Genomic DNA, 25,442 nt, shown 5'->3' with positions numbered 1-25,442 from the left:
ACGTTCCGCGGATGACCACAGCACTCGCGCCGGGAATCACGCCTGTCTCACGCCTCTGGCAAGACGCTGGGCACCTCGCTTCCTGGTGAAAGGAATGAGCGCCGGCACCCTTTGGCGATAGCTGGCATATTCCGGGAAGGTGTGTGTCAGATCGTGTTCCTCGAACTGGATGGCAATCAGTATGTAAGCAGTGGTCATCACGGCAAACAGCAGATGGGCCGCCGTCATGGTCGGCGTGCACCAGAACGCGAGCAGCCAGCCAACGTAAAGGGGATGGCGCACCACCTTGTAGAGGCCGGGCGTACGGAACGGAATTTCCGTGTAGGGACGACCGACGAAATACAGCCAGGACTGGCGCAGGCCAAATAGATCGAAGTGATTGATCAGGAACGTAGCGATCAACAGCAGCACCCAGCCGGAGGCATAGCCCGCATACAACACGGCCTTGCCGACGGGATGGTCGACCTGCCAGATCACGGCGCCGATCGGCTGCCACAACCAGAAGAGCAGAATCAGAGCCAGGCTGGAGAACAGCACATAGGTACTACGCTCCGCGGGCGCGGGCACAAATCGGGTCCACCAGCGCTTGAACGCCGGCCGCGCCATGATGCTGTGCTGAAGCGCGAACGCTGCGAGCAATGCAATATCGATGGCTATTGCCTTGCCAACACTTATCGACGGCGCCGCGTCGATGGAATTGCCGATCAGGAAATTACCAAGAAAGGCAATGGCATAGAGAAAGGTGGCAAAGAACACGGCGTAACAGGTCACGCCGTACAGAAGAACGAGGGTGCGTTTCATGGGGCGCTCCAGGGGTGTCGAAGCGGGTAGCATCGGCTCGGCGGGCGCGGCAAAAAAGATGAAGGATGTCCCGATCGCAGGCATTATCGTTCGTGGCGACAGGGACAATTGTCCCAACCCTGCAAGAGGGCGCGCATGGGGAGTCACACGCTTCGACAGTCCATCCGGTACGTGACGTCCAGCGATGGTGTACGGCTCGCGTGGGCGTCCACCGGCAGCGGCCGTCCGCTGGTCAAGGCGGCGAACTGGCTCACCCACCTCCAGTACGACCTGGAAAGCCCGGTGTGGCGCCATTGGATCGAATTCTTCGCCGAGCATTTCCATTTCATCCGCTACGACGAGCGCGGCTGCGGCATGTCGCAATGGGAGGTTCCGGACGTTTCCCTGGCTCGGTGGACCGATGACCTGGCCACGGTCATCGATGCGGCCCACTGCGATGAACCGATAGCTCTGCTTGGCATCTCCCAAGGGGCCTCGGCTTGTATTGGATATGCCGTGCGCCATCCCGAGCGGGTATCGCACCTGATTCTTTATGGCGGTTACGCAACCGGCTGGGCGAAGCGGGGTGATCCGCAGGGCTTGCGGCGCTTTCAGGCGATCGTCGAGTTGATTCGCTTCGGCTGGGGCACGGACACCGTCGCATTTCGCCAGGTATTCACTTCGCGCTTTGCCCCGGACGCCACTGCGCAGCAGCAGGATTGGTTCAACGAGCTGTGCCGCCGGACCACGACGCCGGAGATCGCCGCCCACTTGATGCTGGCGCGTGCGGAGATCGATGTTCGTGAGCTGTTACCGCAATTGCAGGTGCCGACACTGGTGATTCATCCCGTGGACGATCAGGTGACGCCGTTGAGTGCCAGCCGGGAACTGGCGGCGGAGATCCCCAACGCGGAGTTCGTGCAGCTCGAATCGCGCAATCACGTGCTGCTGGAGCACGAGCCGGCCTGGGGTCAATTCAAGGAAGTCGTGCTTGAATTCACCGGTCGCGGTGCCGAGAAACATTCCGATGGTTTGGACACTCGTTTTGGCGAGCTGTCCCCTCGCGAGCGCGACGTGCTAGGCGGTCTGACGGCGGGTCACAGCAATGCGCAGATCGCTGCGCACCTGCACATCAGCGAGAAGACGGTTCGAAACATCGTGTCCCGGATCTTCGAGAAGCTCGAAGTCGAATCTCGTACCCAGGCCGCGGTGCTGGCCCGGGATCATGGATTCCGGGTGCAATAGCACAATGACGGCGGGCGCGATGCCGGGCCCGCGAGCGATTACTGCCTGATCTTCCGCAGCTTCTCGAGCGCCTTGAGCTGGGCGACGGCGCGAGCCAGCTCGGCCTGGGCTTCGGCGAGCTCGATCTGGGTGCCGCGGTCGCGCAGCGCTTCTTCGGCGCGCTGCTTGGCCTGAATGGCGGCGGCTTCGTCGATGTCCTTGGCGCGCAGCGCGGTGTCGGCGAGCACGGTGACGACGTGGGGCTGGACTTCAATGGCGCCGCCGCCGACGAAGAACAATTGCTCTTCACCGCCCGGCAATTGGACGCGCACTTCGCCGGGCTTGAGCGTCGTCAGCAACGGGGCGTGACGAGGCGCGATGCCGATCTCGCCCATGGCGGCGGGCGCGAAAACCATCGCGGCTTCGCCCGAGAAGATCTGGCCTTCGGCGCTGACGATGTCGACGTGAATGGTTGCCATGTGCTCTCACTAAACCTATTGCCGCGAGCGATGCCGAAGCATCGCTCGCGAGTGCAATTACTGCAGCGTCTTCGCCTTCTCGACGGCTTCCTCGATGGCGCCGACCATGTAGAACGCCTGCTCGGGCAGGTGGTCGTACTCGCCGTCGAGAATACCCTTGAAGCCGCGGATGGTGTCCTTGAGCGGAACGATCTTGCCGTCCTGACCGGTGAACACTTTCGCGACGTTGAACGGCTGCGACAGGAAGCGCTGGATCTTACGAGCGCGGGACACGGTACGCTTGTCTTCTTCCGACAGCTCGTCCATGCCCAGGATCGCGATGATGTCCTGCAGCTCCTTGTAGCGCTGGAGCACGGCCTGCACGCCGCGAGCGACGTTGTAGTGCTCTTCGCCGATGACCAGCGGATCGAGCTGACGGCTGGTGGAGTCCAGCGGATCCACGGCCGGGTAGATACCCAGCGAGGCGATCTGACGGGACAACACGACGGTGGCGTCCAAGTGCGCGAACGTGGTGGCCGGCGACGGGTCGGTCAAGTCGTCCGCGGGCACGTACACGGCCTGAATCGACGTGATCGAGCCGGTCTTGGTCGACGTGATGCGCTCCTGGAGCACGCCCATTTCTTCGGCCAGCGTCGGCTGGTAACCCACCGCCGAAGGCATACGGCCGAGCAGCGCGGACACTTCGGTGCCGGCCAGCGTGTAACGGTAGATGTTGTCGATGAACAGCAGCACGTCGCGGCCCTTGCCCGCTTCGTTCTTTTCATCGCGGAAGTACTCGGCCATGGTGAGACCGGTCAGCGCGACGCGCAGGCGGTTGCCCGGCGGCTCGTTCATCTGGCCGTACACCATCGCCACTTTCGAGTTGCTGAGATCGTTGGTGTCGATGACGCCCGACTCGATCATCTCGTGATAGAAGTCGTTGCCTTCGCGGGTGCGCTCACCGACGCCGGCGAACACCGACAGACCCGAGTGCTGCTTGGCGATGTTGTTGATCAGCTCGAGCATGTTCACGGTCTTGCCCACGCCGGCGCCGCCGAACAGGCCGACCTTGCCGCCCTTGGCGAACGGAATGAGCAGGTCGATGACCTTGATGCCCGTGACCAGCAGGTCCTGGCCGCCCGCCTGCTCGTCGTACGAGGGCGCGGGGCGGTGAATCGGCAGCGTGCTCTGCGCCTGCACCGGACCCTTTTCGTCCTGCGGCGTGCCGAGCACGTCCATGATGCGGCCGAGCGTGCCCTTGCCCACCGGCACGGAAATCGGCGCACCCGTGGCCTTGACCGCCAGGCCGCGCTTCAGGCCTTCCGAGACGCCCATGGCGATGGTGCGCACCACGCCGTCGCCGAGCTGCTGCTGCACTTCCAGCGTCAGGTCGACGTCTTGGAGCTTGAGCGCTTCATACACCTTCGGAATCTGGTCGCGCGGAAATTCCACGTCGATGACCGCGCCGATGATCTGGACAATCTTGCCGCTTGCCGTGTTGCCGCTTGCCATGTGTCGTTCCTCGCAGGGGAGCAGTGGTTAGCGGTTAGCGGTTGGCGGTTGGTGAAGAACCGCGTTCCGCGCTCGCTGCGCCGTATTCCCTGCCTGTACTAACTAAATGATAAAACCGAATCTCGAAGCTGCCGGTCCGGACCAACCGCTAACCGCCAACCGCTAACCGCTTCCTCAGACCGCGGCGGCACCGCCGACGATTTCGCTGATCTCCTTGGTGATCGCCGCCTGGCGAGCCTTGTTGTAGATCAGTTGCAGCTCGTCGATGAGCTTGCCCGCATTGTCGGTCGCGCTCTTCATCGCGACCATGCGCGCCGCCATCTCGCTGGCGACGTTTTCCACGGCGCCTTGATAGACCTGCGATTCGATGTAGCGCATCAGCACGCCTTCGAGCAGCTCGGCCGCCGAGGGCTCGTAGATGTAGTCCCACAGCTTCTGCAGCTTGTCGGCATCCTCGGTGACCACCGGCAGCAGCTGGCGTACCACCGGCTTCTGGCTCATGGTGTTGATGAATTCGTTGTGCACCAGGAACAGCCGGTCGAGCTTGCCTTCCTGGTACTGGTCGAGCATCACCTTCACGGTGCCGATCAGATCGGAAACGTGCGGGCGATCGCCCAGGTGCGTCACGGTGGCCAGGGTCTGCAGGCCGCCGAGGCGGCGGAAGAACTGCACGCCCTTGGCGCCGATCAGGCACATCGACACCTGCTTGCCCTGCTGCTGCCACTCGCGCATCGCCGCCAGCGTGGCCTTGAACAGGTTGACGTTCAGGCCGCCGCACAGGCCGCGGTCGGTGGTGATCACGATGAAGCCGACCGCATTGGCCTCGCGCTCCACCATGAACGGATGTTTGTAATCCGGATTCGCCAGGCGCAAGTGACCGATCACCGTGCGGATCTTTTCCGCGTACGGACGCGATGCGCGCATGCGGTCCTGCGCTTTACGCATCTTGCTCGCGGCCACCATCTCCATGGCCTTGGTGATCTTCTGCGTGCTCTTGAAGCTCGCAATCTTGACGCGGATTTCTTTTACGCCGGGCATGTGTCGTCCAGAAGCGGTTGGCGGTTGGCGGTTGGCGGTAGGTCAGACAGCCGCAGCTTGCCAGTGCTCTGGCTAACCGCTAACCGCCAACCGCTAACCGCTGCTCTCATCAGTACGTGCCAGACTGGGCGAACTCTTCGCAGATCTTCTTCAGCGCCGCCTCGTTCTCCGGCGAGAGCACCGGATTCGAGTTGATGCCGTCGATGGCCTGCTTGTAGTTGGTCTTGGCGAATGCCTGCAGACCCGCTTCGAACGCGCCAATCTTCTTGATCTCGACCTTGTCCATGTAGCCGTTGTTCACGGCGTAGATGGACAGCGCCATTTCGGCCACCGACATCGGCGCGTACTGCTTCTGCTTCATCAGCTCGGTCACGCGCTGGCCGCGCTCCAGCTGGCGACGGGTGGAGTCGTCCAGGTCGGAGGCGAACTGCGAGAACGCCGCGAGCTCGCGATACTGCGCCAGCGCCAGACGAATACCGCCGCCGAGCTTGGAGATGATCTTGGTCTGCGCGGCGCCACCGACGCGGGACACCGAGATACCGGCGTTCATGGCCGGGCGGATGCCGGCGTTGAACAGATCGCCCTCCAGGAAGATCTGGCCGTCGGTGATGGAAATCACGTTGGTCGGCACGAACGCCGTCACGTCACCCGCCTGGGTCTCGATGATGGGCAGGCCGGTGAGCGAGCCGGTCTTGCCTTTGACGCGGCCGTTGGTCTTCTTCTCGACGTATTCCTCGTTGACGCGAGCCGAGCGCTCCAGCAGGCGCGAGTGCAGGTAGAACACGTCGCCGGGATAGGCTTCGCGGCCCGGCGGGCGGCGCAGCAGCAGCGAGATCTGGCGATACGCCCAGGCCTGCTTGGTCAAGTCGTCATAGATGATCAGCGCATCTTCGCCGTTGTCCATGAAGTACTCGCCCATGGCGCAGCCGGAGTACGGCGCGATGTACTGCATCGAGGCGGGCGTCGAAGCGGACGCGGCCACGATGATCGTGTGCTTCATCGCGTCGTGCTCTTCGAGCTTGCGCACCACGCCGGCGATCGAGCTCTGCTTCTGGCCGATGGCGACGTAGATACACTTAATGCCGGAGTTCTTCTGGTTGATGATCGTGTCGACGGCGAGCGCGGTCTTGCCGGTCTGGCGGTCGCCGATGATCAGCTCGCGCTGGCCGCGGCCGATCGGCACCATCGAGTCGACGGCCTTGTAGCCGGTCTGCACCGGCTGGCTGACCGACTTACGCGACACCACGCCCGGCGCGACGCGCTCGATGGGCGACTGGTGGGCAGCCTGGATCGGGCCCTTGCCGTCGATGGGATTACCCAGCGCGTCGACCACGCGGCCCAGCAGGCCTTCGCCGACCGGCACTTCGAGAATGCGCCCGGTGGTCTTCACCGTGTCGCCTTCGACGATGTGCTTGTACTCGCCGAGCACCACGGCACCGACCGAATCCTGTTCCAGGTTCAGCGCCAGACCGAAGCTGCCGCCGGGGAATTCCAGCATTTCGCCGTACTTCACGTCGGCCAGGCCGTGCACGCGCACGATACCGTCGGTGACCGTCACCACGGTGCCGACGTTCGCCTCTTCGGTGGCGCTCGAGAACTTCTCGATGCGCGACTTGATCAGATCGCTGATTTCAGATGCCTTGATGGCCATGCGCTCAATCCTCGGTCAATTCGGTCACATTTATTTCGGATGGGGTGCCGGCGTCAGTGACTCATCTCGGCCGCCAAGCGGTCGAGGCGCGCCTTCAGCGAACCATCGATGACGAAATCGCCCGCGCGCACGATGGCGCCGCCGATCAGCGATGCGTCCACTTCACAATGCAATCTCACGTCGCGCTGCAAGCGCTTCTTCAGGGCCGCGGCGAGGCGCTGCTTCTGCGCATCGCTCAGCTCCGTTGCCGACACCACCTGCACATCGGCGATGTTCTCGGCTTCGGCGCGCATAGCCTCGTACATCGAGGCGATTTCCGGCAACAGCCCCAGGCGGCGGTTGGCGGCCAGCGTGGCCAGGAAATTGCGCGTGCGTTCGTCCATGGACTCACTGGCGATGTCCGCGATCAAGCCGGACAACTCCTCCGGCTTGACGCGCGGGCTGGTCAACAGCCGGGCAACACGCTCGTCCTGCACCACCGACGAGGCGGTTGCCAGCACCGTGGACCAGCGCTCGAACGCGTTGTGATCACGCGCCACTTCGAACGCGGCCTTAGCGTACGGGCGGGCGATGGTGGCTTTCTCGGCCATGAATGCTCCAGCTTGCTCCAGTGTTCGAGATCGCGCGCGTCAGCCGCGCTCGATCTCCAGCGCCAGCTTGTCGAGCAAGTCGGCGTGCGTCTTGGCGTCGATCTCGCGGCCGAGCAGCTTGCTGGCCCCGAACACCGCCAGTCCAGCGGCTTCGCGGCGCAGCTCCTCGCGAGCGCGGCTCGATTCCAACGCAGCTTCCTGGCGCGCACTGGCCACCAGGCGCTCGGCTTCCGCCGATGCCACGCCACGGGCCTCCTCGGCCAGCTCGACCGAACGGCGATTGGCCTGTTCGACGATCTTCGCGGCGCGCGCATGCGCTTCCTTGATGATGTCGTTGGCCGAGCTCTTGGCTTCCGCCAGGCTCTTCTCGCCTTTCTCGGCAGCCGCGAGACCCTCGGCAATCTTCTTTTGCCGCTCCTCAATCGCCCCGATGATGTGCGGCCAGCCGAACTTCATGACCAGCCAGGCCACCGCGAAGAACGCGAGGCCTTGGACGACGATGGTTATTGTGGGATCCATGCTTACTCCGATTCACTTGCGGCGGCTCGATAAATATTCCGAGGAATATTCACGCGCACCGCCTGGCGCCGATCGAACCTCAGCGGCGTCAATTAGCCGCCGAGCTGACCGATGAACGGATTGGCGAAGATCAGCAGCAGGGCGATGGCGACGCCGATGATGGGAATCGCGTCCAACAGGCCGGCCACGATGAACATCTTGGTCTGCAGCATGCCGGTCAGCTCCGGCTGGCGAGCCGAGCCTTCCAGGAACTTGCCGCCGAGCAGCGCGAAACCGATCGCGGTGCCGAGCGCGCCGAGGCCGATGAGCAGACCCGCGGCAATCACGGTGAAGCTCATGACGTCGGCAATCTGAGTGATGTTCTCCATTTGTATCTCCGGTGCGTGCAGTAAAAGCGCTAGTGACGAATCGAACTTGACGAAAATCGGATCAGTGATGCTCGGCGGCCATGCTGAGGTACACGATGGTCAGCATCATGAAGATGAATGCCTGCAGCGTGATGATCAGGATATGGAACGCAGTCCAGACGAAGCCGGCCACGAACTGCAGCGGCGCCATCACATAGGTCAGGCCGCTGCTCAAGCTCGCGCCGAGCGTCATGCAGGCGATGAGGATGAAGATCAGCTCGCCCGCATACATGTTGCCGAACAGACGCAGCGCCAGCGACACCGGGCGCACCGCTTCTTCGATCAGGCGCAGCAGCAGGTTGGCCGGCGCCAGCAGGATCTTGCCGATCGCATTCGGCGCATGGAACGGCGCCGTGAACATCTCGCCGACGAACGTGCCGATGCCCTTGTGCTTCACGCCGAAGTACTGGATCAGCAGGAACACGGTCAGCGACATGGCCAGCGTGGTGTTGAGATCGGCCGTCGGCACCACGCGCAGGTACGGAATGCCCGCCGCGCTGGCCGCCGCCGGCAGCCAGTCCACCGGGATCATGTCCATGAAGTTCATCAGGAACACCAGGCAGAAAATGGTGATCGCCAGCGGCGCGATCAGCTTGCTGCGGCCGTGGAAGGTTTCCTTCACCGAGGTGTCGACGAACTCGACGATCATCTCGATGAAGCACTGGAATTTGCCGGGCACGCCCGAAGTCGCGCGCCGTGCCACGCGCAGGAACAGGAACAGGAACAGGGCGGCGCACAGCAGCTTGAAAAAGATGCTGTCCAGGTGCAGCACCATGAATCGGCCTTCGCCGACCGGCATCTCCAAAAAGTGGAGATGGTGCTTGATGTAATCGGTCATGGTCGCCGGACCACCATGCTCAGCCATCAACCCCACCTCACCTGCACAAGAGCTACTTGAAGATTCCCATTGCGACCCAGAATCCGCACTGGCCAGCCAGCAGGCCGATCAGCAGGGGCAACGGTTCCATGCCGCCGCGAGTCAATGCCAGCGCCAGTGCGCCGACTACCCAGATCCACTTCAACAATTCACCCGCGTAAAACCCGCGCGCCGCGCTGGCCGCCGGCCAGTCTGTGGCGAACAAGCGCCATGCGAACACGAGGGTCCCCAACGCGATGATCAACCCGCCTGCGACAGCCGAGCGGGCCGCGTTCATGCCGCTCGACACCAGGAACACGAGCGCTGCCAGTGCCGTGCATGCCATTTGAGTCGAGGCGAATTTCAACGCCAAGAGCTTGCCGCGGCGCGCAGTCACGTTCATGACGTGTGTGGCACGTATTTGAGATTACCGCCCGGCCTGAAACGGCGGCGAATTATACGCAGCGTTTTGCAGTGCTACAAGGAAGATTGGCGGTGACTTGGTCGTAGACGAAGCGTCTCGTGGTGGGGCATTTTGTCTCGCCTGCTTGACAAGCGCCCTGCGGTCCGGTGCCGCACCGAGCGGCGGCACCCGGTTTCTACAATTTGTATCGCAGCTTGATCAGGAACTGATCGGCGTCGCGCACATCGATCATGTCCCGGAACAAGTCGCGCACGCCGCGCTCGTCGTTGTCGATGAAGCTGTATCCGCCGCGCGCGTACACCAGGAACAGCTCCGACATCGGTCCGATCTCGTAGCGATAGCGCACCTGCAGGCCCAGATTGTTGACCGTGAACGGCGCGATCGGATCCCTGGTGGGTAACAGATTTCCGGCCGCGTCGGTGCGATAAGCGCGCCGCAACTCGGCGTCGATGCCGATCCACTGCCACTTGATGCGCAATTCGTGTCGCGGTGCGGGAATCCAATCGAGCCGGAAGTCATAGTCGAGCCGTTCGGCGCGGAACGAGCCGAACAAGTTGCTGTTCTCCCAGAGCAGCCAGTCCGAGGAGTATTGCGGCAACACATCCAGGCGCAGGGTCAGCTTCTCGGTCGGATACCAGGCGGCGAGGAATTGCAGCCAGCCGGAGTACTTCTCCACGCCCTGCTGGAAGACGTACGCGCCCAACGTGAATTGCCAGTCGCCATAGCGCGGCGTGGTCATGTCCATGTACGCCGAAATGCGGTCCTCGAGCCGCACCGGACCATTGCCGCGCGAGAGCAAATCGTCCACGCCGCTGCTCACGTAGCGCAGCTCCTGGAACGCCTTCCATGAGCTCACATAACTCACATCGCGCGACAGCGAGAAGCGCGATTGCAGGCGTTGTCCGTCGGTGTTCTCACGATAAAACGCATAGAGCCGCTGCGTTTCGCCGCTGACGCGTCCGCTGGCGCTGGCGACGCGATGGTTGGTCTCCCACTCGACCTGCCTGAGCGCGTTGCGCTCCATGTAACCCAGATCGTTCAAGTCGAACGTGGCGTCGATGTACAGCAGCTTCAGCGTATGCATCAGCGGCGTGCTGCGATTGAAATCAGCCTGCAGCCACGATTGGTAGCCGTGCGTGGCGCCTTCGGTCCGGAATGGCGACGTGCCGGGCGCTTGATCGTTCAGGGAACCCCAGCCGCTGGTGCCGATGTCGGAGCGGATGATCTGCCCGCTGACGCGCCAATCCTCGGTGGAGGACAACTCGTAGTCGAACGCATTGATCAGTGCGTCGCGATCGAGGAAGGGCCGATCGGTCCACGTGCCCAGATAACCCACGCGCGCGTGCTCCATCGGTAACGCGACGCGGGTCGCGGCAAACAAGCGGCCGGGCCCATTGCGATACTCGTCTTCCTGCGCGACGAAAGCACCGTAGATCAGCGAGCCGGCGGAACCCGTGAGCTTCAACGCCGCATCGATATCGGCCGACGCGGCGATGCCGTCATCGCTCGCCGCACCGATGCGCCGGGTGTAGACGAGTTGCCCGTTGGCAGGCGTGCGCAGATCGAAGATCCCCTGGTTCTCGGTAAAGAACGGCCGCTTGTCGGTGAACACCACTTCGATGGCCGAGAAATCCACCACCAGCTCGTCGCTTTCCACCTGGCCGAAGTCCGGATTCAAGGTTGCCGACAGCCACAGGTTCGGCGACGCCTTCCAGTTGATGTCGGCGCCAGCCTTGAACCGCGTGTGGTCGTCGATGAAATCGGAAATCGCCGTGCCGTACGGCACGAAGTCCAGGCTGGCCACGGAGGCGTGCTGCGAAATCTCCATGCGATGGAAATCGGATAGAAACACCGCGGCTTCGCTGGTGATGCCGGGGCAGGCATAGCGTTCGCCGCGCTCGAAGAGATAGCGCGTGCCGTACACGCCGATGGTGCGCTTGTCGGCGCTCGATTCGCGCATGCGGATGATGGACCATGGAATGAACATCTCCACGAACCATTGCTGCTCGGTCTCGCGGACCGCGTGCTGCCAGGCGCCGTCCCAATCGCGATCGAACTTGTTCTGGTTGGTGATCAAGCCATCGCGGATACCGCCGCCGAGCCCCACGGTGAACTCGTAGCCGATCTGCGCGTTGGCGTCGAAGTCCACCATCAGCGACACGGTGTCGCCGATCAAGCGCTCCGAATCGCGCGGCGTGCGTGGCTTGATGCGCCGTTCGTCCGGCGGCTGATCGATGACGAAGGCCGCGGCCAGGCCTTTTTCGGTGGACAGGATGTGCAGCTCGTTGCCGTAGGGCGGCTCATCGCGCGCGAACGGCAAGGTGCGTTGCCAATCGGTGCAGCTGATCGCGTCCTGCCATTCGGCTTCGTCGATGTGGCCGTCGACGACGATCTGGGCGGCAGCCGCCTCGCCCAGCAATACTCGAGAAGTCAACAGCAACGCACACGGAACGGTAGCAATCGCAGTGCGCGGCGCCGCGCAGCTCAGCAATGGCGCCGTTCGCATCGTGAACGGTCCTCCCGCGAACGAACTTCCCTGAAGCGCCGTAACATCTGAACCTTACCTGGTCATGCTGATGGGCTGGCGGCGTACCGATGGACGGGGGCCGCGTTAATGGATGTGCTCGAGGATGCCGTCGAGCTCATCCAAGGTGTGGTAGCTGATCACGAGCTTGCCTTTGCCCGACGAGGAATGCTGCACCTGAACCTTGGCGCCCAGCTTCTCGCTTAGATCGGCTTCCAGTTTGCGAATGTTCGGATCGGCGCGGGTCGCGGCATCCTGCGAGCTCGCCGAAGGTTGTGAGTTCAGCCGCTTGACCAGCGCTTCGGTCTCTCGCACCGACAGCTTCTGTTGTGCGACCTGCGCGGCGATGTCGGCCTGCTGACGTTTGTTCTCGATGGCGAGCAAGGCACGCGCGTGACCCATATCGAGCTCGCGGTGCTCCACCAGCCTGCTGGCGTCTTCGCCGAGATCGAGCAATCGCAACAGGTTGGAAACCGCGGCGCGCGAACGGCCTACTGCTTCCGCAGCAGTCGCATGCGTCATCTCGAACTCAGTGATCAATCGTTGCAAGGCACGGGCTTCTTCCAGCGGATTCAAATTTTCGCGCTGGATGTTCTCGATGAGCGCCATGGCAATGGCTGCTTCATCGGGCACGCGGCGAATGACCGCGGGAATCTCGTGCAGTCCGGCGAGCTGGGCGGCTCGCCAGCGACGTTCGCCGGCGATGATTTCATAGCGCTGCTCGGTCTGCGCGTCGGGGTGCCCGTGCGCATAACTGCCGTCGGCGTTGATGGGACGAACGACGATGGGCTGCACCACGCCCTGCGCTTTGATCGAGTCGGCCAGCTCCTGCAATGTTTCCTGACGCAGATCGATGCGCGGCTGGTACTTGCCCCGCTGTAACAGATCGACCGGCAGCTTGCGCAATTCTTCATCGACCGGCCGCAACGCCGTCACTACCGCGGCAGCGGCGGGAGACGTGGCGGCGGCAGGCTGCCCGAGCAGAGCACCCAGGCCGCGGCTGAGAGTGGGTCGTTTATTCGCCATGGTTGTCATGGGTCGTCATTTTCTTGCCAGTCGCCCTGTTCGAACGTGTTCGGTCGCTCGAGCGCCGCCCCTATGACGCGACCGCGCCGGCAGTGGGCGGCCCGACATCGAATGTTTCCTCCCGGCGAATCATCTCACCCGCCAGCGCGAGATAGGCCAGCGCGCCGCGCGACTCCTTGTCGTAGTGCAATGCCGGCTTGCCGAAGCTGGGCGCTTCCGCCAGCCGCACGTTGCGAGGAATGATGGACCGGAACACCTTGTCGCCGAAATGCTCGATCAGCTGCGCCGACACCTCGTTGGCGAGGTTGTTGCGCGGGTCGAACATGGTGCGCAGGATGCCGCCGATCTCCAGCTTTGGATTCGGTCCGGCCTTGATCTGTTCGATCGTGTTGATCAGTGCCGACAACCCCTCGAGCGCGTAATACTCGCATTGCATCGGAATCAGCACGCCGTCGGCTGCGACCAGCGCATTGACCGTCAGCATGTTGAGTGCCGGCGGACAGTCGATCAGCACGATGTCGAACTGGTCCAGCACCGGCTGCAGCGCGTCCCGCAGGCGCGACTCGCAACCCGGCTTGCCCATCATCTCGACGTCCGCGGCCACCAGGTCCTGGTTCGCGGGCATCACCTTGAAATCCGCATATTCGACCGGGCGCATCGCCGAAGCCGCGTCGCTGTCACCGAGCAGCACGTCCGTCGTTGATCGCTCCACGGTGCGCTTGTCGATGCCACAGCCCATCGTGGCGTTGCCCTGCGGATCGATATCGATCAGCAGCACGCGCCGCTTGGTCGCCGCCAGCGATGCAGCCAGATTGACGCTCGTCGTGGTCTTGCCGACGCCGCCTTTCTGGTTCGTGATGGCGAGAATGCGATGCATGGAATTAGTGAATGGGAGCAGTCCGTTAGTGAGTCAGGCAATCGGCACAACGCTGAATTTGCCAGGGCACGGTACGGCCAGAGCGCAGCTAGGCCCGGTCATGGCTGCGGCAGATTTCCACAAGATGCCGCTCTTCGTCCAGAGCGGGCACGTTAAGTTTATGCACACCCGCGAGTTTCCAGCCGCTGGGCAGTGTCTGCAGCTCAGCGCCCGGATCGCGACCCTTCATCGCCAGCAGTCGCCCGCCGCCGACACATAAATGACCGGCCCATCTGACGAATTGCTCTACCGGACCGACCGCACGCGACAGCACGATATCGAATCGCTGCGCGGGACGGAAATTTTCCGCCCTTGTATGCACCGTTTGCACGTTGGGCAACTCCAGCAACGCCACGATGTGATCTATGAACTTGAGTTTCTTGGCGGTCGAGTCCAGCAGCGTGAATTGCCGCGAGGGATTGACGATGGCCAGCGGCAGGCCGGGAAAGCCGGCGCCGGTGCCTACATCGAGAATCCGCTCGCCGCGCAGGAACGGCTGCACGGACAAGCTATCGAGCAGATGTTTGGTGATCTGCGCGGGGCGCTCGCGGATCGCCGTGAGATTCATGCGCTGATTCCAGTCGTCCAGCTCGTCCAGCAAGCGGATCAAGCGCGCGGCCTGCTGCTCGCTGAGATCGATGCCCAGCTCAGCCGCACCAGCCATGAGCGTCTGATCCGCCATGCGCGATGCTCAGTGAGCAATGCGCACGACAGTGCGGCCGGTGATACCCGCCTTGAGGTAGTCATCGAACGCCGCCGGCAACTGCTCGAAGTCGATCGTGCGCGTCACGATGCTGTCGAGATGGCGCGGCTTCAGATCGGTCGCCAGCCGGTCCCAAACCTGCAGACGCAGCGGGCGCGGTGTATACACCGAGTTGATTCCGAGCAGGCTCACGCCGCGCAAGATGAACGGCAAGACGGTGGTCTTCAACTCGGGACTGGCCGCCAGCCCGATGCTGGCGATGTTGCCCCAGAACTTGACCGTGCGCGTCAGCCAGGTGAGCAGTTCGCCGCCGAGATTATCGATTGCGCCAGCGAACTGCGCCTCTTCCAACGGCCGGGAGCCGGTATTGATCTGATCTCGAAGCAACACGCGCGTGGCGCCGAGTTGCTGCAAATAATCGATTGAAGACTGCTTGCCGGTGACCGCGACAACCTGATATCCGCGCGCGGCGAGCATATCGATGGCGATGCTGCCGACGCCGCCGGTGGCACCGGTGACGACGATCTCGCCGCCCTCGGGCTGCTGGCCATTCTGCTCCATGCGATGAATGGCGAGTGCGGCCGTATAACCCGCGGTGCCGAGCGCCATCGCTTGAAACTCGTCGAGCCCGGCCGGAATCGGCACCACCGCGTCGCTGTTCAGGCGAGCGTATTCGGCATAGCCACCGTCACGTGTTTCGGAAAGCTCGCTGCCGGTGACCAGCACTTTCTGGCCCGGCCGAAACTGCGGATCGCTGGACGACACCACTTCGCCGGACAGATCGATGCCGCCGACCAGCGGGTAACGGCGCAGGATCTTGCCGGCGCCGGTCGCAGCGAGCGCATCCTTATAGTTGATCGTGGAATAGCGGACCTTGACCACGACCTCGCCTTCGCTGAGGTCGTTCAGGCCGATGGTCTCCAGGCGCGAGACGATCTTGCGATCTTCCTGGTGAATGCGAAACGCGCGAAAGCTTTGCATGACGAGAGGCCCTCGCGTTTTTCAGCCAGGATGCGCCGCGCAGCCGGTCTCTAGCTGCCCGTGAGGACGGCTACTCGGCCTGGCAATTGCCGTGCTCCACCACCTGATCGGTGGTGCACAGCGCCTGCTGCTTCGAGAAGAACTCCGCGATGGCCTGGAAATCCTTTTCGTCCACGCCGCTGATGATGCCGGCCATGATCGGATTCTTGCGCTGGCCGCTCTTGTAGGCCTTGAGCGCGTGCAACAGGTAGTCGGCAGGCTGGCCGGCGAGCTTCGGGTAGTCGGGGGCCACCGTCTTGGCGCCATCCGCGCCATGGCAGGCCACGCAGGTCTGAGTGGCCGGCGGCGGCGTACCCGCAACGTCCTTGCTAGGCAGCCCGCCTTCGCCACTCAGGAAGGCGGCAACATCGGCGCGCTCCTCGGCAGAGAGCGTCGCGGCCTGGGCATGCATGGTGGGGTGCGGGCGCTCGCCAGCGGCGTAGGCGTTCAGCGCACTGACCAGATAGCCCTCGTTCTGGCCGCCGAGCTTGGGCACGCGGTAGCTCGGATAGGCGTTCTTGTAGTCGGGCACGCCATGGCAGCCGTGGCAGGTGTAAGCCAGGACCTTACCCTTGGCGGCATCGGCCGCGTTCGCGGTGGATGACAGCGATCCAGCAGCCAGCAAGCCCACAGCCAAGACAGTTACCGGGCCCAGTCGAAACGTCATAACCCACTCTCTCCGCTTTTTCTTGCCGGCGCACACTTGCCAGAAAACCCCAGAAGCCCAATTCTCGGAAGATCCAAGTCGCGGGCAGTGGCCGGCGGGGCGCGAATAGTACCTGAAAGGTCTGTTCCGGGCACTGCCTCGGGTATACTGCCCAGCCAATCCCCCCGGTTTTGCAGTTTCGTTCGAGGTATTCATGGCCCGTATCACGGTTGAAGACTCCCTGCACAACATCCCGAACCTGTTCCAACTGGTGCTGGTAGCCGCCAAGCGCGCCCGCAAGCTGGCCAACGGTGCCGAAGCGACGGTGGAATGGGAGAACGACAAGCCCACGGTGGTGGCGCTGCGCGAGATCGCGGCCGGCCACATCGGCCCGGAAATCCTCGAGGAAGCCGAGCAGCGTCCGCAGCCCGAGCTGATGCCCGAGCCCGAAGTGCCAGGCATGTCCGGCGAGCTGCGCGCACCTCATCTCGGCCTCGGAGATTGACTCGCGCCTCGAAGTCCCCAGCTTTAATTTATGGACTACGCGTCTTCCATCCTGAACCTGCTACCTACCGGAAGACGCTCGATAGGGGTCAACCAGCTGCTCAACAAGCTGGAGACCTACCTGCCCCCGGCGCAGGTCGACCGGGTCCGCGACGCTTATGAATTTGGCGCCGAGGCTCACGAAGGCCAGAAGCGCCTGAGCGGCGAGCCGTACATCGCGCATCCGGTCGCTGTCGCCCAGATCCTCGCCGACCTGCACATGGACGCGCCGACCATCGTCGCCGCGATCCTGCACGACGTGATCGAGGACACGCCAACGGCCAAGGACGAGATCGCCGAGCGCTTCGGCGCCGATGTCGCCGAACTGGTCGACGGTGTCTCGAAGCTCGATCACATTCAGTTCCGCAGCCGCGCCGAGGCGCAGGCCGAGAGCTTCCGCAAGATGCTGCTGGCCATGGTCCGCGACATTCGCGTGATCATGGTCAAGCTCGCCGACCGTACGCACAACATGCGCACGCTGGGCTCGGTACCGCCCGCGAAGCGGCGTACCGTCGCGCGCGAGACGTTGGAGATCTACGCGCCCATCGCGAACCGCCTCGGCATTCACACCGTAAAGTCGGAGCTGGAAGAGCTCGGCTTCAAGGCGCTGTATCCCGGCCGGCACCGCATCATCGAGAAGGCGCTCAAGAAGGCGCGCGGCAATCAGAAGCAATTCGTCGGCAAGATCGCCGATAACCTGCGCAGCGCGCTCGCCAAGGCGAATGTGAACGGCCGTGTCGAAGGCCGCGAGAAGCATCTGTACAGCATCTATCAGAAGATGCGCCGCAAGCGGGTGCCACTGTCGTCGATCGTCGATATGTTCGGCTTCCGCATAGTCGTGGACTCCGTCGACACGTGTTATCGCGTGCTCGGCATCGTGCACGGGCTGTATCGGCCCATGCCCGGGCGGTTCAAGGACTACATCGCGATCCCGCGCATCAACGGCTACCAATCGCTTCACACCACGCTGTTCGGTCCGAACGGCATGCCCATCGAAGTGCAGATTCGCACCGAGGACATGCATCGCATCGCCGAGTCCGGCATCGCCGCGCACTGGCAGTACAAGACCGGGGAAGATTCGAACGACGCTAGCCGCGCGTATCGCGACCGCGCCAGCGAGTGGCTGCAGCACCTGATGGAGATGCCTCACAGCGGCAATTCCGCCGAAGAATTCATGGAGAGCGTCAAGCTCGACCTGTTCCCGGACAAGGTGTACGTGTTCACACCGCGAGGTGAGATTCGACGCTTGCCGCGCAATGCGACGGCGGTGGACTTCGCCTACTCCGTGCATACGGACATCGGTAACCATTGCGTGGCCGCTAAGGTGGATCGTCGACTCGTGCCGCTGCGCACGCCGCTACGCAATGGTCAGACGGTGGAAATCATCACGGCCAAGGGCGCGACACCGAACCCGGCCTGGGTGAACTTCGTCGTGACGGCGAAGGCGCGAGCCGCCATTCGTCACTATTTGAAGGGTCTCAAGCAGAGCGAGGCCATCGAGCTGGGCAAGCGCATGCTGGGCCAGGCGCTGCAGGAACTCTCGCTGGTGCTGAAGAAGATTCCTGAGGAACGTCTGCAGAGCGTCGCGGCGGAGCTCAATCTGAAAACGCCGGACGAGTTGTTCGAGAAAATCGGCCTCGGCGAGCGTCTCGCGGCGCTGGTTGCGAGGCGCCTGCTGCCGACCCAGGGTCCGCAGCCAACGCCGTCGACCTCGCAAGCCGAACCGATCGCGATCGCGGGCACCGAGGGCATGGTGGTCAGCTACGCACGCTGCTGTTTCCCGATTCCGAACGATCCGATCATGGCGTATCTGTCGACGGGCCGAGGCGTCGTGATCCATCGCGAGGCGTGCGGAAACCTGCGCAACTATCGCAAGCAACCGGACAAATGGCTCACGGTGACGTGGCGCTCGGATGTGAATCGGCTGTTCAACGTCGAGGTGCGCATCGACGTGGCCAATCGCATGGGTGTGCTGGCGGCGATTGCGTCCAATATCGCGACCACCGAGACCAACATCGAGCACGTGTCGGTCGACGAGCGCGACGGCGACGCTTCGACGCTGATCTTCGATCTGCAGGTGCGAGACCGTAAGCATCTGGCGCACGCGATCAAGAGTCTGCGCAAGATGCCGGAAGTGCTGCGAGTGACGCGAGTGATCGCTTGATCTAGAGGCGGCGGCCCGTCGAGAAGCCGCTGTCGCAGTAGTCAGCGCGCGCGAACGCGCGCAAAATCCGCGCTCCTCGTCAGCAACGGTCTTTCATCATGGCGCGCGAAATCATCTCGACTCCGAATGCTCCCAAGGCCATTGGCACCTACTCTCAGGCGGTCAAGGTTGGCAAGACCGTCTATGTTTCCGGCCAGATCGCGCTCGACCCCATCACCGGCGAGCTGCAGAACAGCTCGATTGAGGTCGAAATCCGGCGCGTGTTCGATAATCTGAAGGCGATCGTTACGGCTGCGGGCGGGACTTTCGCGCAGGTGACGCGAGCGACGGTGTTCATCCTGGACTTCGGGATATTCCCGACGTTGAACAAGATCATGGCGGAGTATTTCAGCGAGCCTTATCCGTCGCGGGTGACGGTGCAGGTGGCGGCTCTGCCCAAGAATGCGAATGTCGAGATCGATTGTATTGTTGAGCTCGACTAAGAGGGGGCGGGCGCTGACGTCAGTGGTTCGCGGTGGCTATCGGAGGGATCTCCTCCCGACAGCCACCACCGATACGTTCGTGGGCTTTGAAACCGCCAGACTGCAGCTGGCTTTGATGGCGGTGTGCTGCCTTACACTAGGGATGGATGAATCCTTCTCCTTCAAACAGCAAACGACCGTCGGGGACTGAGTTGCCTGCGGCGGCGGTGTCGCCGGAGATCCGGCCGATCACGGCGCTGCGTGGGGTGGGCGATGCGTTGGCGGCCAAGCTCGCCAAGCTGGGCATCAGCACCATTCAGGATCTGCTGTTTCTGTTGCCGTTGCGGTATGAGGACCGGACGCAGGTCGTGCCTATCGGTTCCCTGCGTCACGGCGATCGCGCGGTGGTCGAGGGCGAAGTGCAGTTGGCGGAGATTGCCTTTCGCGGGCGGCGGCAATTGCTGTGTCGTATCGGCGATGGGTCGGGCTGGCTGACGCTGCGGTTCTTTCATTTCAGCAACGCGCAGCATCAGCAGATGTCTCGCGGTACGAGGCTGCGTTGTTATGGCGAGATTCGGCGGGGTCCGAGTGGACTCGAGATCGTGCATCCCGAGTATCGGCGAGTGGCGAGTGACGCGCCGGCTTCGACTGAAGAACAGCTCACGCCGATCTATCCGTTGACTGAAGGTGTCCAGCAAGGCCGGCTGCGGCAGCTCACTGGGATGGCTTTGCGAGAGTTTGCGAACCGGGCGATACAGGACTGGGTACCGCCGGCCGTGCTGAAGCAATTGCAATTGCCGCCGCTGCGCGATGCGCTCCACTACGTGCATCGGCCGCCGCCCGATGCGGATCTGGAGTTGCTGGCGAGCGGCCAGCATCCGATGCAGCGGCGCTTGGCTTTCGAGGAATTGCTGGCGCATCAACTGAGCTTGCGACTGTTACGGCGCGAGATTCAGCGCGATCCGGGTTGGCAGTTCAGTGTGGGCGAGCCGCTGATCGAGCGTTTCCTGCAAACGTTGCCGTTCACGCCGACGGGTGCGCAAACGCGTGCGTGGCGAGATATTGAGCGCGATCTGTCGCAGCCGAGTCCCATGCTGCGATTGGTTCAGGGTGACGTCGGTTGCGGCAAGACGTTGGTCGCGGCGCTGGCTGCGCTACGCGCGGTCGAGGCGGGGTTTCAGGTCGCGGTAATGGCGCCGACCGAGCTGCTGGCCGAGCAACACGCCCGCAACTTCACCAACTGGCTGGAGCCGCTCGAGATATATCCCGCGTTGATTACCGGTAAGCGAACGGCTGCGGCGCGAGCGCGGTCACTCGCGGATCTCGCCTCGGGGGAAGCGAAGATTGCCATCGGCACGCATGCGTTGTTCCAACAGGAAGTGGAGTTTCGCCGCCTCGGCCTGGTCATCGTCGACGAGCAGCATCGCTTCGGCGTGCATCAGCGCTTGTTGTTGCGGGAGAAGGGTCTGGCGTCGGGACGCTATCCGCATCAGCTCATCATGACGGCCACGCCGATTCCGCGGACGTTGGCCATGACCGCATACGCCGATCTCGATGTCTCTGTGATCGACGAACTGCCGCCGGGCCGCACGCCCGTGAAAACAGTGGCGCTGCCGGAAAATCGCCGCGACGAAGTGGTGCTGAGAATTCGTGATGCGTGCCGACAGAATCGTCAGGCATATTGGGTGTGTCCGCTCATCGAGGAGTCGGATCAACTCGAAGCTCAAGCTGCCGAAGAAACGGCCGCGGCGCTGGCCGAAGCGCTGCAGGAGCTGAAAGTCGGACTGGTCCACGGCCGCATGTCCTCCAAGGAAAAGGACGCGGTCATGGCGCGCTTCAAAGAGGGTGCGATCAATCTGCTGGTAGCGACGACGGTCATCGAAGTGGGTGTCGATGTGCCGAATGCCAGCTTGATGGTGATCGAGAACGCCGAGCGCATGGGACTGGCGCAATTACATCAGCTGCGCGGTCGCGTGGGGCGCGGTGCCGCTGAAAGTACGTGCGTGTTGCTGTATCGAACGCCGCTGACAGAAGTAGCACGTGAGCGATTGGCTGTCATGCGTGCGACCAATGATGGCTTCGAGATCTCCCGCCGGGATCTGGAGCTGCGCGGTCCGGGCGAATTGCTTGGGACCAAGCAGACGGGGCTGATGCAGATGCGCGTGGCGGAGCTGGTCCGCGATGCGGACCTGCTGCCGAAAGTTCAGGAAGTCGCGGAATTGATGCTCAGGGAAAATGAGGCCAACATTGCGCCGCTGCTGCGGCGGTGGATTGGCCAGGGCGAGCGATTCGGCAAGGTTTAGACGGTTACCTTCGTGACAAACCCACAAGACGCGCACACCCACGAGAAGACGCAGCCGATGACCGCGGCACCGGCGGTCGCATCGACTGTGCCTCCGGCAGCGCCCGCTCAGAGTCCCGATTCCGATAAGGCTCCGCCGGTCGCGAAAGCGTCTCCTGCGCAAATGGAGCTGCTGAAAACGCCGCCGCACGTGGAACCGCCGAAGTCACCGCCCGCGCCGACCAAAGCGACGCAGGCAGAACCCGCGAAGACACCAACGCGTCCTGCAGCAACGCCCGTGCCGCCGACTTCATCGCCGTCGAATACGAGCGCCACTCCTAAGCGAGCCGCGACGCCCGCAAGAACTCCGGCGCCACAGCCGACCCCTCACAACGACGCCGCCAAGGCATCCGCGTCACCAGCTCCTGTTTCAAATGAAGCGCCGATAGCGTCAGCGACTACGGCGCCGTCTGCGCCCGCCAGCGAAGGATCGAAAGCATCCCCAGCGCCGGCTCACAACGAAGCGACAACAGTTTCGCCGGCGCCGGCTCGCAATGAAGCTGCAGTAGCGCCAGCAACAACGGCGCATTCGCCCGACATCTCAGGACCAAAGCCACCCGCCGCACCGGCGCATGCCGAGGAGCCGACAGCGGCCGCGAATCCTGCAGATGAGGCCAAGACAATCTCTGCGCCAGCAGCGCCAGGCGAGTACGTGAAAACGGTCGCGATGACGGCGACGCCTGCACCGCCTCCCGAGATCGAAATCGCTCGGCCGACCCGGCCGCTGACACCCATCCGCGATCGCCTTCGTTGGTTGGGACACAAGATCACCACCACCGTACTCTTCACGGAGATCCTGCCAGGCGCAGCGGCCAAGATGCGGGCATACGCGGCGCTCACGCGACTGAATAAACCAATCGGCATCTGGCTGCTGATGTGGCCAGTGCTGTGGGCGCTTTGGCTGTCGTCCGGCGGACGGCCCGATCCTCATGTCTTCATCGTGTTTGTAGTCGGCACGGTGCTGACGCGCTCGGCGGGGTGCGCCATCAACGACTTCGCCGACCGCAAGTTCGATGGGCACGTGAAGCGCACTCGTGATCGACCGCTGGTCACTGGCGCGGTCGATCCTGCTGAAGCCATAGCGATCTGCGCCGGACTGGGTTTGATCGCGCTGGGCCTGGCACTGACGTTGAATCAGCTGGCGCAACTGCTGACGCTGATCGGTGGCGTGCTGGTGGTCACTTATCCGTTCTTCAAACGTTTCTTTCCGCTGCCGCAGGCCTATCTCGGCATTGCCTTCACCTGGTCGGTGCCGATGGCTTATGCCGCACAGACCAACGAGCTGCCGCGAGCGGCATGGGTGATGTTCATGTCCGGGCTGCTTTGGACAGTGGCCTACGACACCATGTACGCGATGGTCGACCGCGAGGACGACAAGAAGCTCGGCATTCGCTCCAGTGCCCTGCTGTTCGGCGATGCCGATCGATTCATCATCGGCATCATGCAACTGATGACGCTGCTGGGCCTGTGGCTGATCGGGGACGAGATGGAGCTGGGCCTCTGGTATGGCCTCGGGCTGGCCGGCGCGGCGATGTTTGCTTTGTACCAGCAGATGCTGATTCGTTACCGCAAGCCCGATGACTGCTTCCGCGCCTTCCTGAACAACAACTATTTCGGCATGTCGGTGTTCATCGGCATCCTGCTCGAATACACGTTTAGATAACCGGCGCCGGTCACGTCACTTGCGCTGCGCGCGGGCCACGGCCCAGACTTCGATCCACTCGGCGCCGCCCGCCCTGAGCACCTTGGAGATTTCATTCACGGTGCTGCCCGTCGTGACTACGTCGTCGATGATGGCGATGTGTCGCGCAGCCAGCGGCGCGGTCAGTGCAAACGCGCGCTGGGTATTCTTCAGGCGCTCCTTTCTATCCAGCGTCGCTTGCTCCAGCGTTTCGCGCTGACGAATCAGCACGCTGCTACTCAACGTCAGCTTCAGCGCCCTGCAAATCGGCAATGCCAACTCGCGCGCTTGATTGAAACCGCGTTCTCGATAACGCATCGGCGCGAGCGGCACGGGAATGACCAGGTCGGGTCGCGTGTGACGAAGCGCGAGATGCCGCGCCAACAATTCGCCAAGGATGCGGCCATACGCGAGATCGCCCCGATACTTCAGTCCCTGCACCATCCGATCCACCGGGAACGCATATAGAAAAGGCGCGACACAGGCATCGAACACCGGCGGTTGCTTCAGACAAGTGCCGCACAGCGTGGGCTGAGGCAACTCACTCGGCAGCGGCTCGGCGCAGTGCTCGCAAACGTGATTGTTGAGCGGCAAGTCGCGCTCGCAGCCGGCACAGAGATCGAGGTCTTTCTGGCCCGCTTGCAGGCAGAGCGCGCACTGATGGGGCCAGAGGTGGGCGCCGACGGTCCCGACCAGCTTTCCAATAATGTCGACTGCGCTTCCAAGCATAGGTTGACAGGCTTCCCGGCCGCCGCGAATACTCCCGCCCTGCCTCGGCCAGGCTCCCAGCCTCGGCCGCATGGTGCGTGACGGCTGATCGGAGCATGACGCTTCCGGCCGGGCGCAACGCTCGAATTACTTGAGGTTTGCCGTGGATATCAGCCGTTCCGAAGCCGTCCGCAACGCTACGCTGGTCGATCGCCTGGGTGCCGTGCGCACCGACTGGACATTGGAGGAAGTGCGCGAGCTGTTCGCGTTGCCGTTCTCGGACCTCATCTATCACGCGCAGCGCGTACACCGGCTGTACTTCGACCCGAACCAGGTGCAAATCAGCACGCTGTTGTCGATCAAGACCGGCGCCTGCCCGGAGGACTGTTCCTATTGCTCGCAGAGCGTCCGCTTCGACACGGGCCTGAAGTCCGAGCCGCTGATGGATCTCGACGACGTGATGGAAAAGGCGCGGGCCGCCAAGGCCAACGGCGCGACGCGCTTCTGCATGGGCGCGGCATATCGCAGTCCCAAGCCCAAGCAACTCGCGCAGATCGTCGAAATGATCAAGGGCGTGCGCGCCATGGGCATGGAAACGTGCGTGACGCTGGGCATGCTGACGCCGGAACAGGCGCACGAGCTCAAGGATGCGGGACTGGACTACTACAACCACAACCTCGACACGTCCGAGTCGCACTATAAGAAGGTGATCACGACGCGCACCTATCAGGATCGTCTCGATACGCTCGAAGCCGTGCGGAATGCGGGCATCAACGTGTGTTGCGGCGGCATTCTGGGCCTCGGCGAAAAGGAGCAGGATCGCGCGGAACTGCTCCATACGCTGGCCACCCTACCCAAGCATCCCGACAGCGTGCCGATCAATCAGCTGATGCAGGTACCGGGCACGCCGCTCTACGGCGCGGAAAAGCCGGATGCGTTCGATTTCGTGCGCGTCATCGCCGTCGCTCGCCTGCTCATGCCGCGCGCGCATGTGCGCCTGTCGGCAGGCCGATCGAGCATGAGCGATGAAACGCAGGCGCTGGCGTTCCTCGCCGGCGCGAATTCGATCTTCTACGGCGACAAGCTGCTGACCACGGAAAATCCGGAAGAAGACCAGGACCGCAAGCTGTTCGCCAGGCTCGGTATCACTCCGGAGCCGATGACCGAAACGAGCGCACCGACCTGCTCGCGACGGCACGAAGACGAGCGCGCCGTCGCCAACTGATAGGCCCCGCAGCTCACCCGCGCAG

Annotated in this window: 24 protein-coding genes; 7 read left to right on the top strand and 17 right to left on the bottom strand. The window is 63.1% G+C overall.

All coding sequences use genetic code 11. From position 1 onward, the window contains the following. Window positions 1–36 precede the first annotated feature (36 nt). Window positions 37–834, bottom strand: coding sequence for a methanethiol S-methyltransferase (gene mddA, locus VGE08_RS03240; protein WP_349258612.1), 798 nt, complete (start codon window positions 832–834; stop codon window positions 37–39). 102 nt (window positions 835–936) lie between these two features. On the opposite strand from mddA, the gene VGE08_RS03235 reads away from it, so the two are divergent. Continuing rightward, window positions 937–2,025: an alpha/beta fold hydrolase gene (locus tag VGE08_RS03235; protein WP_331066415.1), complete on the top strand. Its 1,089-nt coding sequence runs from the start codon at window positions 937–939 to the stop codon at window positions 2,023–2,025. Between the two features lie 38 nt (window positions 2,026–2,063). Here VGE08_RS03235 and VGE08_RS03230 read toward each other — a convergent pair whose 3' ends face one another. The 15 genes from VGE08_RS03230 to VGE08_RS03160 form a co-directional block, all read right to left on the bottom strand. Then, window positions 2,064–2,483, bottom strand: coding sequence for a F0F1 ATP synthase subunit epsilon (locus VGE08_RS03230; protein ID WP_331066414.1), 420 nt, complete (start codon window positions 2,481–2,483; stop codon window positions 2,064–2,066). Window positions 2,484–2,540: 57 nt separating this feature from the next. Then, complete coding sequence (gene atpD, locus VGE08_RS03225; RefSeq protein WP_331066413.1) at window positions 2,541–3,974, bottom strand: F0F1 ATP synthase subunit beta; 1,434 nt, start codon at window positions 3,972–3,974, stop codon at window positions 2,541–2,543. A gap of 174 nt (window positions 3,975–4,148) precedes the next feature. Continuing rightward, window positions 4,149–5,012: a F0F1 ATP synthase subunit gamma gene (atpG, locus tag VGE08_RS03220; RefSeq protein WP_331066412.1), complete on the bottom strand. Its 864-nt coding sequence runs from the start codon at window positions 5,010–5,012 to the stop codon at window positions 4,149–4,151. Between the two features lie 109 nt (window positions 5,013–5,121). Then, on the bottom strand, window positions 5,122–6,663 hold the full coding sequence (atpA, locus tag VGE08_RS03215) for a F0F1 ATP synthase subunit alpha (RefSeq protein ID WP_331066411.1): 1,542 nt from the start codon (window positions 6,661–6,663) through the stop codon (window positions 5,122–5,124). 53 nt (window positions 6,664–6,716) lie between these two features. Continuing rightward, window positions 6,717–7,253 (bottom strand): F0F1 ATP synthase subunit delta, encoded by a 537-nt coding sequence (locus VGE08_RS03210; protein WP_331066410.1) that lies wholly within the window; start codon window positions 7,251–7,253, stop codon window positions 6,717–6,719. A gap of 39 nt (window positions 7,254–7,292) precedes the next feature. Further along, entirely contained in the window at window positions 7,293–7,772 is a 480-nt protein-coding gene (locus VGE08_RS03205; RefSeq protein WP_331066409.1) for a F0F1 ATP synthase subunit B, read from the bottom strand. A 92-nt stretch (window positions 7,773–7,864) separates the two neighbouring features. Next, window positions 7,865–8,140, bottom strand: coding sequence for a F0F1 ATP synthase subunit C (gene atpE, locus VGE08_RS03200; protein ID WP_116808431.1), 276 nt, complete (start codon window positions 8,138–8,140; stop codon window positions 7,865–7,867). 61 nt (window positions 8,141–8,201) lie between these two features. After that, complete coding sequence (gene atpB / locus VGE08_RS03195; protein ID WP_349258605.1) at window positions 8,202–9,044, bottom strand: F0F1 ATP synthase subunit A; 843 nt, start codon at window positions 9,042–9,044, stop codon at window positions 8,202–8,204. A 25-nt stretch (window positions 9,045–9,069) separates the two neighbouring features. Continuing rightward, complete coding sequence (locus VGE08_RS03190; protein ID WP_331066408.1) at window positions 9,070–9,438, bottom strand: ATP synthase subunit I; 369 nt, start codon at window positions 9,436–9,438, stop codon at window positions 9,070–9,072. Window positions 9,439–9,634: 196 nt separating this feature from the next. Next, the gene (locus VGE08_RS03185) at window positions 9,635–11,965 is read right to left on the bottom strand and encodes a DUF5916 domain-containing protein (RefSeq protein WP_331066407.1); all 2,331 of its coding nucleotides are present in this window, start codon (window positions 11,963–11,965) and stop codon (window positions 9,635–9,637) included. A gap of 105 nt (window positions 11,966–12,070) precedes the next feature. After that, window positions 12,071–13,009 carry a ParB/RepB/Spo0J family partition protein gene (locus VGE08_RS03180; protein WP_331066406.1) on the bottom strand — a complete coding sequence of 313 codons (939 nt, stop codon included), beginning with the start codon at window positions 13,007–13,009 and terminating at the stop codon, window positions 12,071–12,073. A gap of 70 nt (window positions 13,010–13,079) precedes the next feature. After that, window positions 13,080–13,886 carry a ParA family protein gene (locus VGE08_RS03175; RefSeq protein ID WP_331066405.1) on the bottom strand — a complete coding sequence of 269 codons (807 nt, stop codon included), beginning with the start codon at window positions 13,884–13,886 and terminating at the stop codon, window positions 13,080–13,082. 88 nt (window positions 13,887–13,974) lie between these two features. Further along, window positions 13,975–14,607, bottom strand: a complete 633-nt coding sequence (gene rsmG, locus VGE08_RS03170; protein WP_331066404.1) for a 16S rRNA (guanine(527)-N(7))-methyltransferase RsmG — start codon at window positions 14,605–14,607, stop codon at window positions 13,975–13,977. 9 nt (window positions 14,608–14,616) lie between these two features. Continuing rightward, complete coding sequence (locus tag VGE08_RS03165; protein WP_331066403.1) at window positions 14,617–15,609, bottom strand: oxidoreductase; 993 nt, start codon at window positions 15,607–15,609, stop codon at window positions 14,617–14,619. Between the two features lie 70 nt (window positions 15,610–15,679). Continuing rightward, window positions 15,680–16,315 carry a c-type cytochrome gene (locus VGE08_RS03160; RefSeq protein WP_331066402.1) on the bottom strand — a complete coding sequence of 212 codons (636 nt, stop codon included), beginning with the start codon at window positions 16,313–16,315 and terminating at the stop codon, window positions 15,680–15,682. Window positions 16,316–16,508: 193 nt separating this feature from the next. Here VGE08_RS03160 and rpoZ point away from each other — a divergent pair, with 193 nt between their 5' ends. From rpoZ to ubiA, 5 genes are all read left to right on the top strand, one after another. After that, complete coding sequence (rpoZ, locus tag VGE08_RS03155) at window positions 16,509–16,799, top strand: DNA-directed RNA polymerase subunit omega (protein WP_331066401.1); 291 nt, start codon at window positions 16,509–16,511, stop codon at window positions 16,797–16,799. A gap of 30 nt (window positions 16,800–16,829) precedes the next feature. Next, window positions 16,830–19,001 carry a bifunctional GTP diphosphokinase/guanosine-3',5'-bis pyrophosphate 3'-pyrophosphohydrolase gene (gene spoT, locus VGE08_RS03150; RefSeq protein ID WP_331066400.1) on the top strand — a complete coding sequence of 724 codons (2,172 nt, stop codon included), beginning with the start codon at window positions 16,830–16,832 and terminating at the stop codon, window positions 18,999–19,001. 98 nt (window positions 19,002–19,099) lie between these two features. After that, window positions 19,100–19,483 (top strand): Rid family detoxifying hydrolase, encoded by a 384-nt coding sequence (locus VGE08_RS03145; RefSeq protein ID WP_331066399.1) that lies wholly within the window; start codon window positions 19,100–19,102, stop codon window positions 19,481–19,483. 206 nt (window positions 19,484–19,689) lie between these two features. Beyond that, window positions 19,690–21,765, top strand: coding sequence for an ATP-dependent DNA helicase RecG (gene recG, locus VGE08_RS03140; RefSeq protein ID WP_349258611.1), 2,076 nt, complete (start codon window positions 19,690–19,692; stop codon window positions 21,763–21,765). Window positions 21,766–22,620: 855 nt separating this feature from the next. Next, complete coding sequence (gene ubiA / locus VGE08_RS03135) at window positions 22,621–23,466, top strand: 4-hydroxybenzoate octaprenyltransferase (RefSeq protein WP_349258610.1); 846 nt, start codon at window positions 22,621–22,623, stop codon at window positions 23,464–23,466. Window positions 23,467–23,481: 15 nt separating this feature from the next. On the opposite strand, the gene VGE08_RS03130 is transcribed toward ubiA, so the two are convergent. Beyond that, window positions 23,482–24,213: a ComF family protein gene (locus tag VGE08_RS03130; RefSeq protein ID WP_331066396.1), complete on the bottom strand. Its 732-nt coding sequence runs from the start codon at window positions 24,211–24,213 to the stop codon at window positions 23,482–23,484. Window positions 24,214–24,361: 148 nt separating this feature from the next. On the opposite strand from VGE08_RS03130, the gene bioB reads away from it, so the two are divergent. Further along, the gene (bioB, locus tag VGE08_RS03125; protein ID WP_414717447.1) at window positions 24,362–25,417 is read left to right on the top strand and encodes a biotin synthase BioB; all 1,056 of its coding nucleotides are present in this window, start codon (window positions 24,362–24,364) and stop codon (window positions 25,415–25,417) included. Window positions 25,418–25,442: the final 25 nt, after the last annotated feature.

It is taken from the genome of Steroidobacter sp. (assembly GCF_036406195.1).
Classification (GTDB): Bacteria; Pseudomonadota; Gammaproteobacteria; order Steroidobacterales; family Steroidobacteraceae; genus Steroidobacter.
Note: the sequence above shows the minus strand (reverse complement) of the source record. Positions and strands in the feature narration are given on the sequence as shown.

Excerpts from the sequence above, each read along its gene's own strand:
- mddA (WP_349258612.1), bottom strand. The coding sequence starts at position 834 with ATGCTACCCGCTTCGACACCCCTGGAGCGCCCCATGAAACGCACCCTC.
- VGE08_RS03235 (WP_331066415.1), top strand. The coding sequence starts at position 937 with ATGGGGAGTCACACGCTTCGACAGTCCATCCGGTACGTGACGTCCAGC.
- VGE08_RS03230 (WP_331066414.1), bottom strand. The coding sequence starts at position 2,483 with ATGGCAACCATTCACGTCGACATCGTCAGCGCCGAAGGCCAGATCTTC.
- atpD (WP_331066413.1), bottom strand. The coding sequence starts at position 3,974 with ATGGCAAGCGGCAACACGGCAAGCGGCAAGATTGTCCAGATCATCGGC.
- atpG (WP_331066412.1), bottom strand. The coding sequence starts at position 5,012 with ATGCCCGGCGTAAAAGAAATCCGCGTCAAGATTGCGAGCTTCAAGAGC.
- atpA (WP_331066411.1), bottom strand. The coding sequence starts at position 6,663 with ATGGCCATCAAGGCATCTGAAATCAGCGATCTGATCAAGTCGCGCATC.
- VGE08_RS03210 (WP_331066410.1), bottom strand. The coding sequence starts at position 7,253 with ATGGCCGAGAAAGCCACCATCGCCCGCCCGTACGCTAAGGCCGCGTTC.
- VGE08_RS03205 (WP_331066409.1), bottom strand. The coding sequence starts at position 7,772 with ATGGATCCCACAATAACCATCGTCGTCCAAGGCCTCGCGTTCTTCGCG.
- atpE (WP_116808431.1), bottom strand. The coding sequence starts at position 8,140 with ATGGAGAACATCACTCAGATTGCCGACGTCATGAGCTTCACCGTGATT.
- atpB (WP_349258605.1), bottom strand. The coding sequence starts at position 9,044 with ATGGCTGAGCATGGTGGTCCGGCGACCATGACCGATTACATCAAGCAC.
- VGE08_RS03190 (WP_331066408.1), bottom strand. The coding sequence starts at position 9,438 with ATGAACGTGACTGCGCGCCGCGGCAAGCTCTTGGCGTTGAAATTCGCC.
- VGE08_RS03185 (WP_331066407.1), bottom strand. The coding sequence starts at position 11,965 with ATGCGAACGGCGCCATTGCTGAGCTGCGCGGCGCCGCGCACTGCGATT.
- VGE08_RS03180 (WP_331066406.1), bottom strand. The coding sequence starts at position 13,009 with ATGGCGAATAAACGACCCACTCTCAGCCGCGGCCTGGGTGCTCTGCTC.
- VGE08_RS03175 (WP_331066405.1), bottom strand. The coding sequence starts at position 13,886 with ATGCATCGCATTCTCGCCATCACGAACCAGAAAGGCGGCGTCGGCAAG.
- rsmG (WP_331066404.1), bottom strand. The coding sequence starts at position 14,607 with ATGGCGGATCAGACGCTCATGGCTGGTGCGGCTGAGCTGGGCATCGAT.
- VGE08_RS03165 (WP_331066403.1), bottom strand. The coding sequence starts at position 15,609 with ATGCAAAGCTTTCGCGCGTTTCGCATTCACCAGGAAGATCGCAAGATC.
- VGE08_RS03160 (WP_331066402.1), bottom strand. The coding sequence starts at position 16,315 with ATGACGTTTCGACTGGGCCCGGTAACTGTCTTGGCTGTGGGCTTGCTG.
- rpoZ (WP_331066401.1), top strand. The coding sequence starts at position 16,509 with ATGGCCCGTATCACGGTTGAAGACTCCCTGCACAACATCCCGAACCTG.
- spoT (WP_331066400.1), top strand. The coding sequence starts at position 16,830 with ATGGACTACGCGTCTTCCATCCTGAACCTGCTACCTACCGGAAGACGC.
- VGE08_RS03145 (WP_331066399.1), top strand. The coding sequence starts at position 19,100 with ATGGCGCGCGAAATCATCTCGACTCCGAATGCTCCCAAGGCCATTGGC.
- ubiA (WP_349258610.1), top strand. The coding sequence starts at position 22,621 with ATGCGGGCATACGCGGCGCTCACGCGACTGAATAAACCAATCGGCATC.
- VGE08_RS03130 (WP_331066396.1), bottom strand. The coding sequence starts at position 24,213 with ATGCTTGGAAGCGCAGTCGACATTATTGGAAAGCTGGTCGGGACCGTC.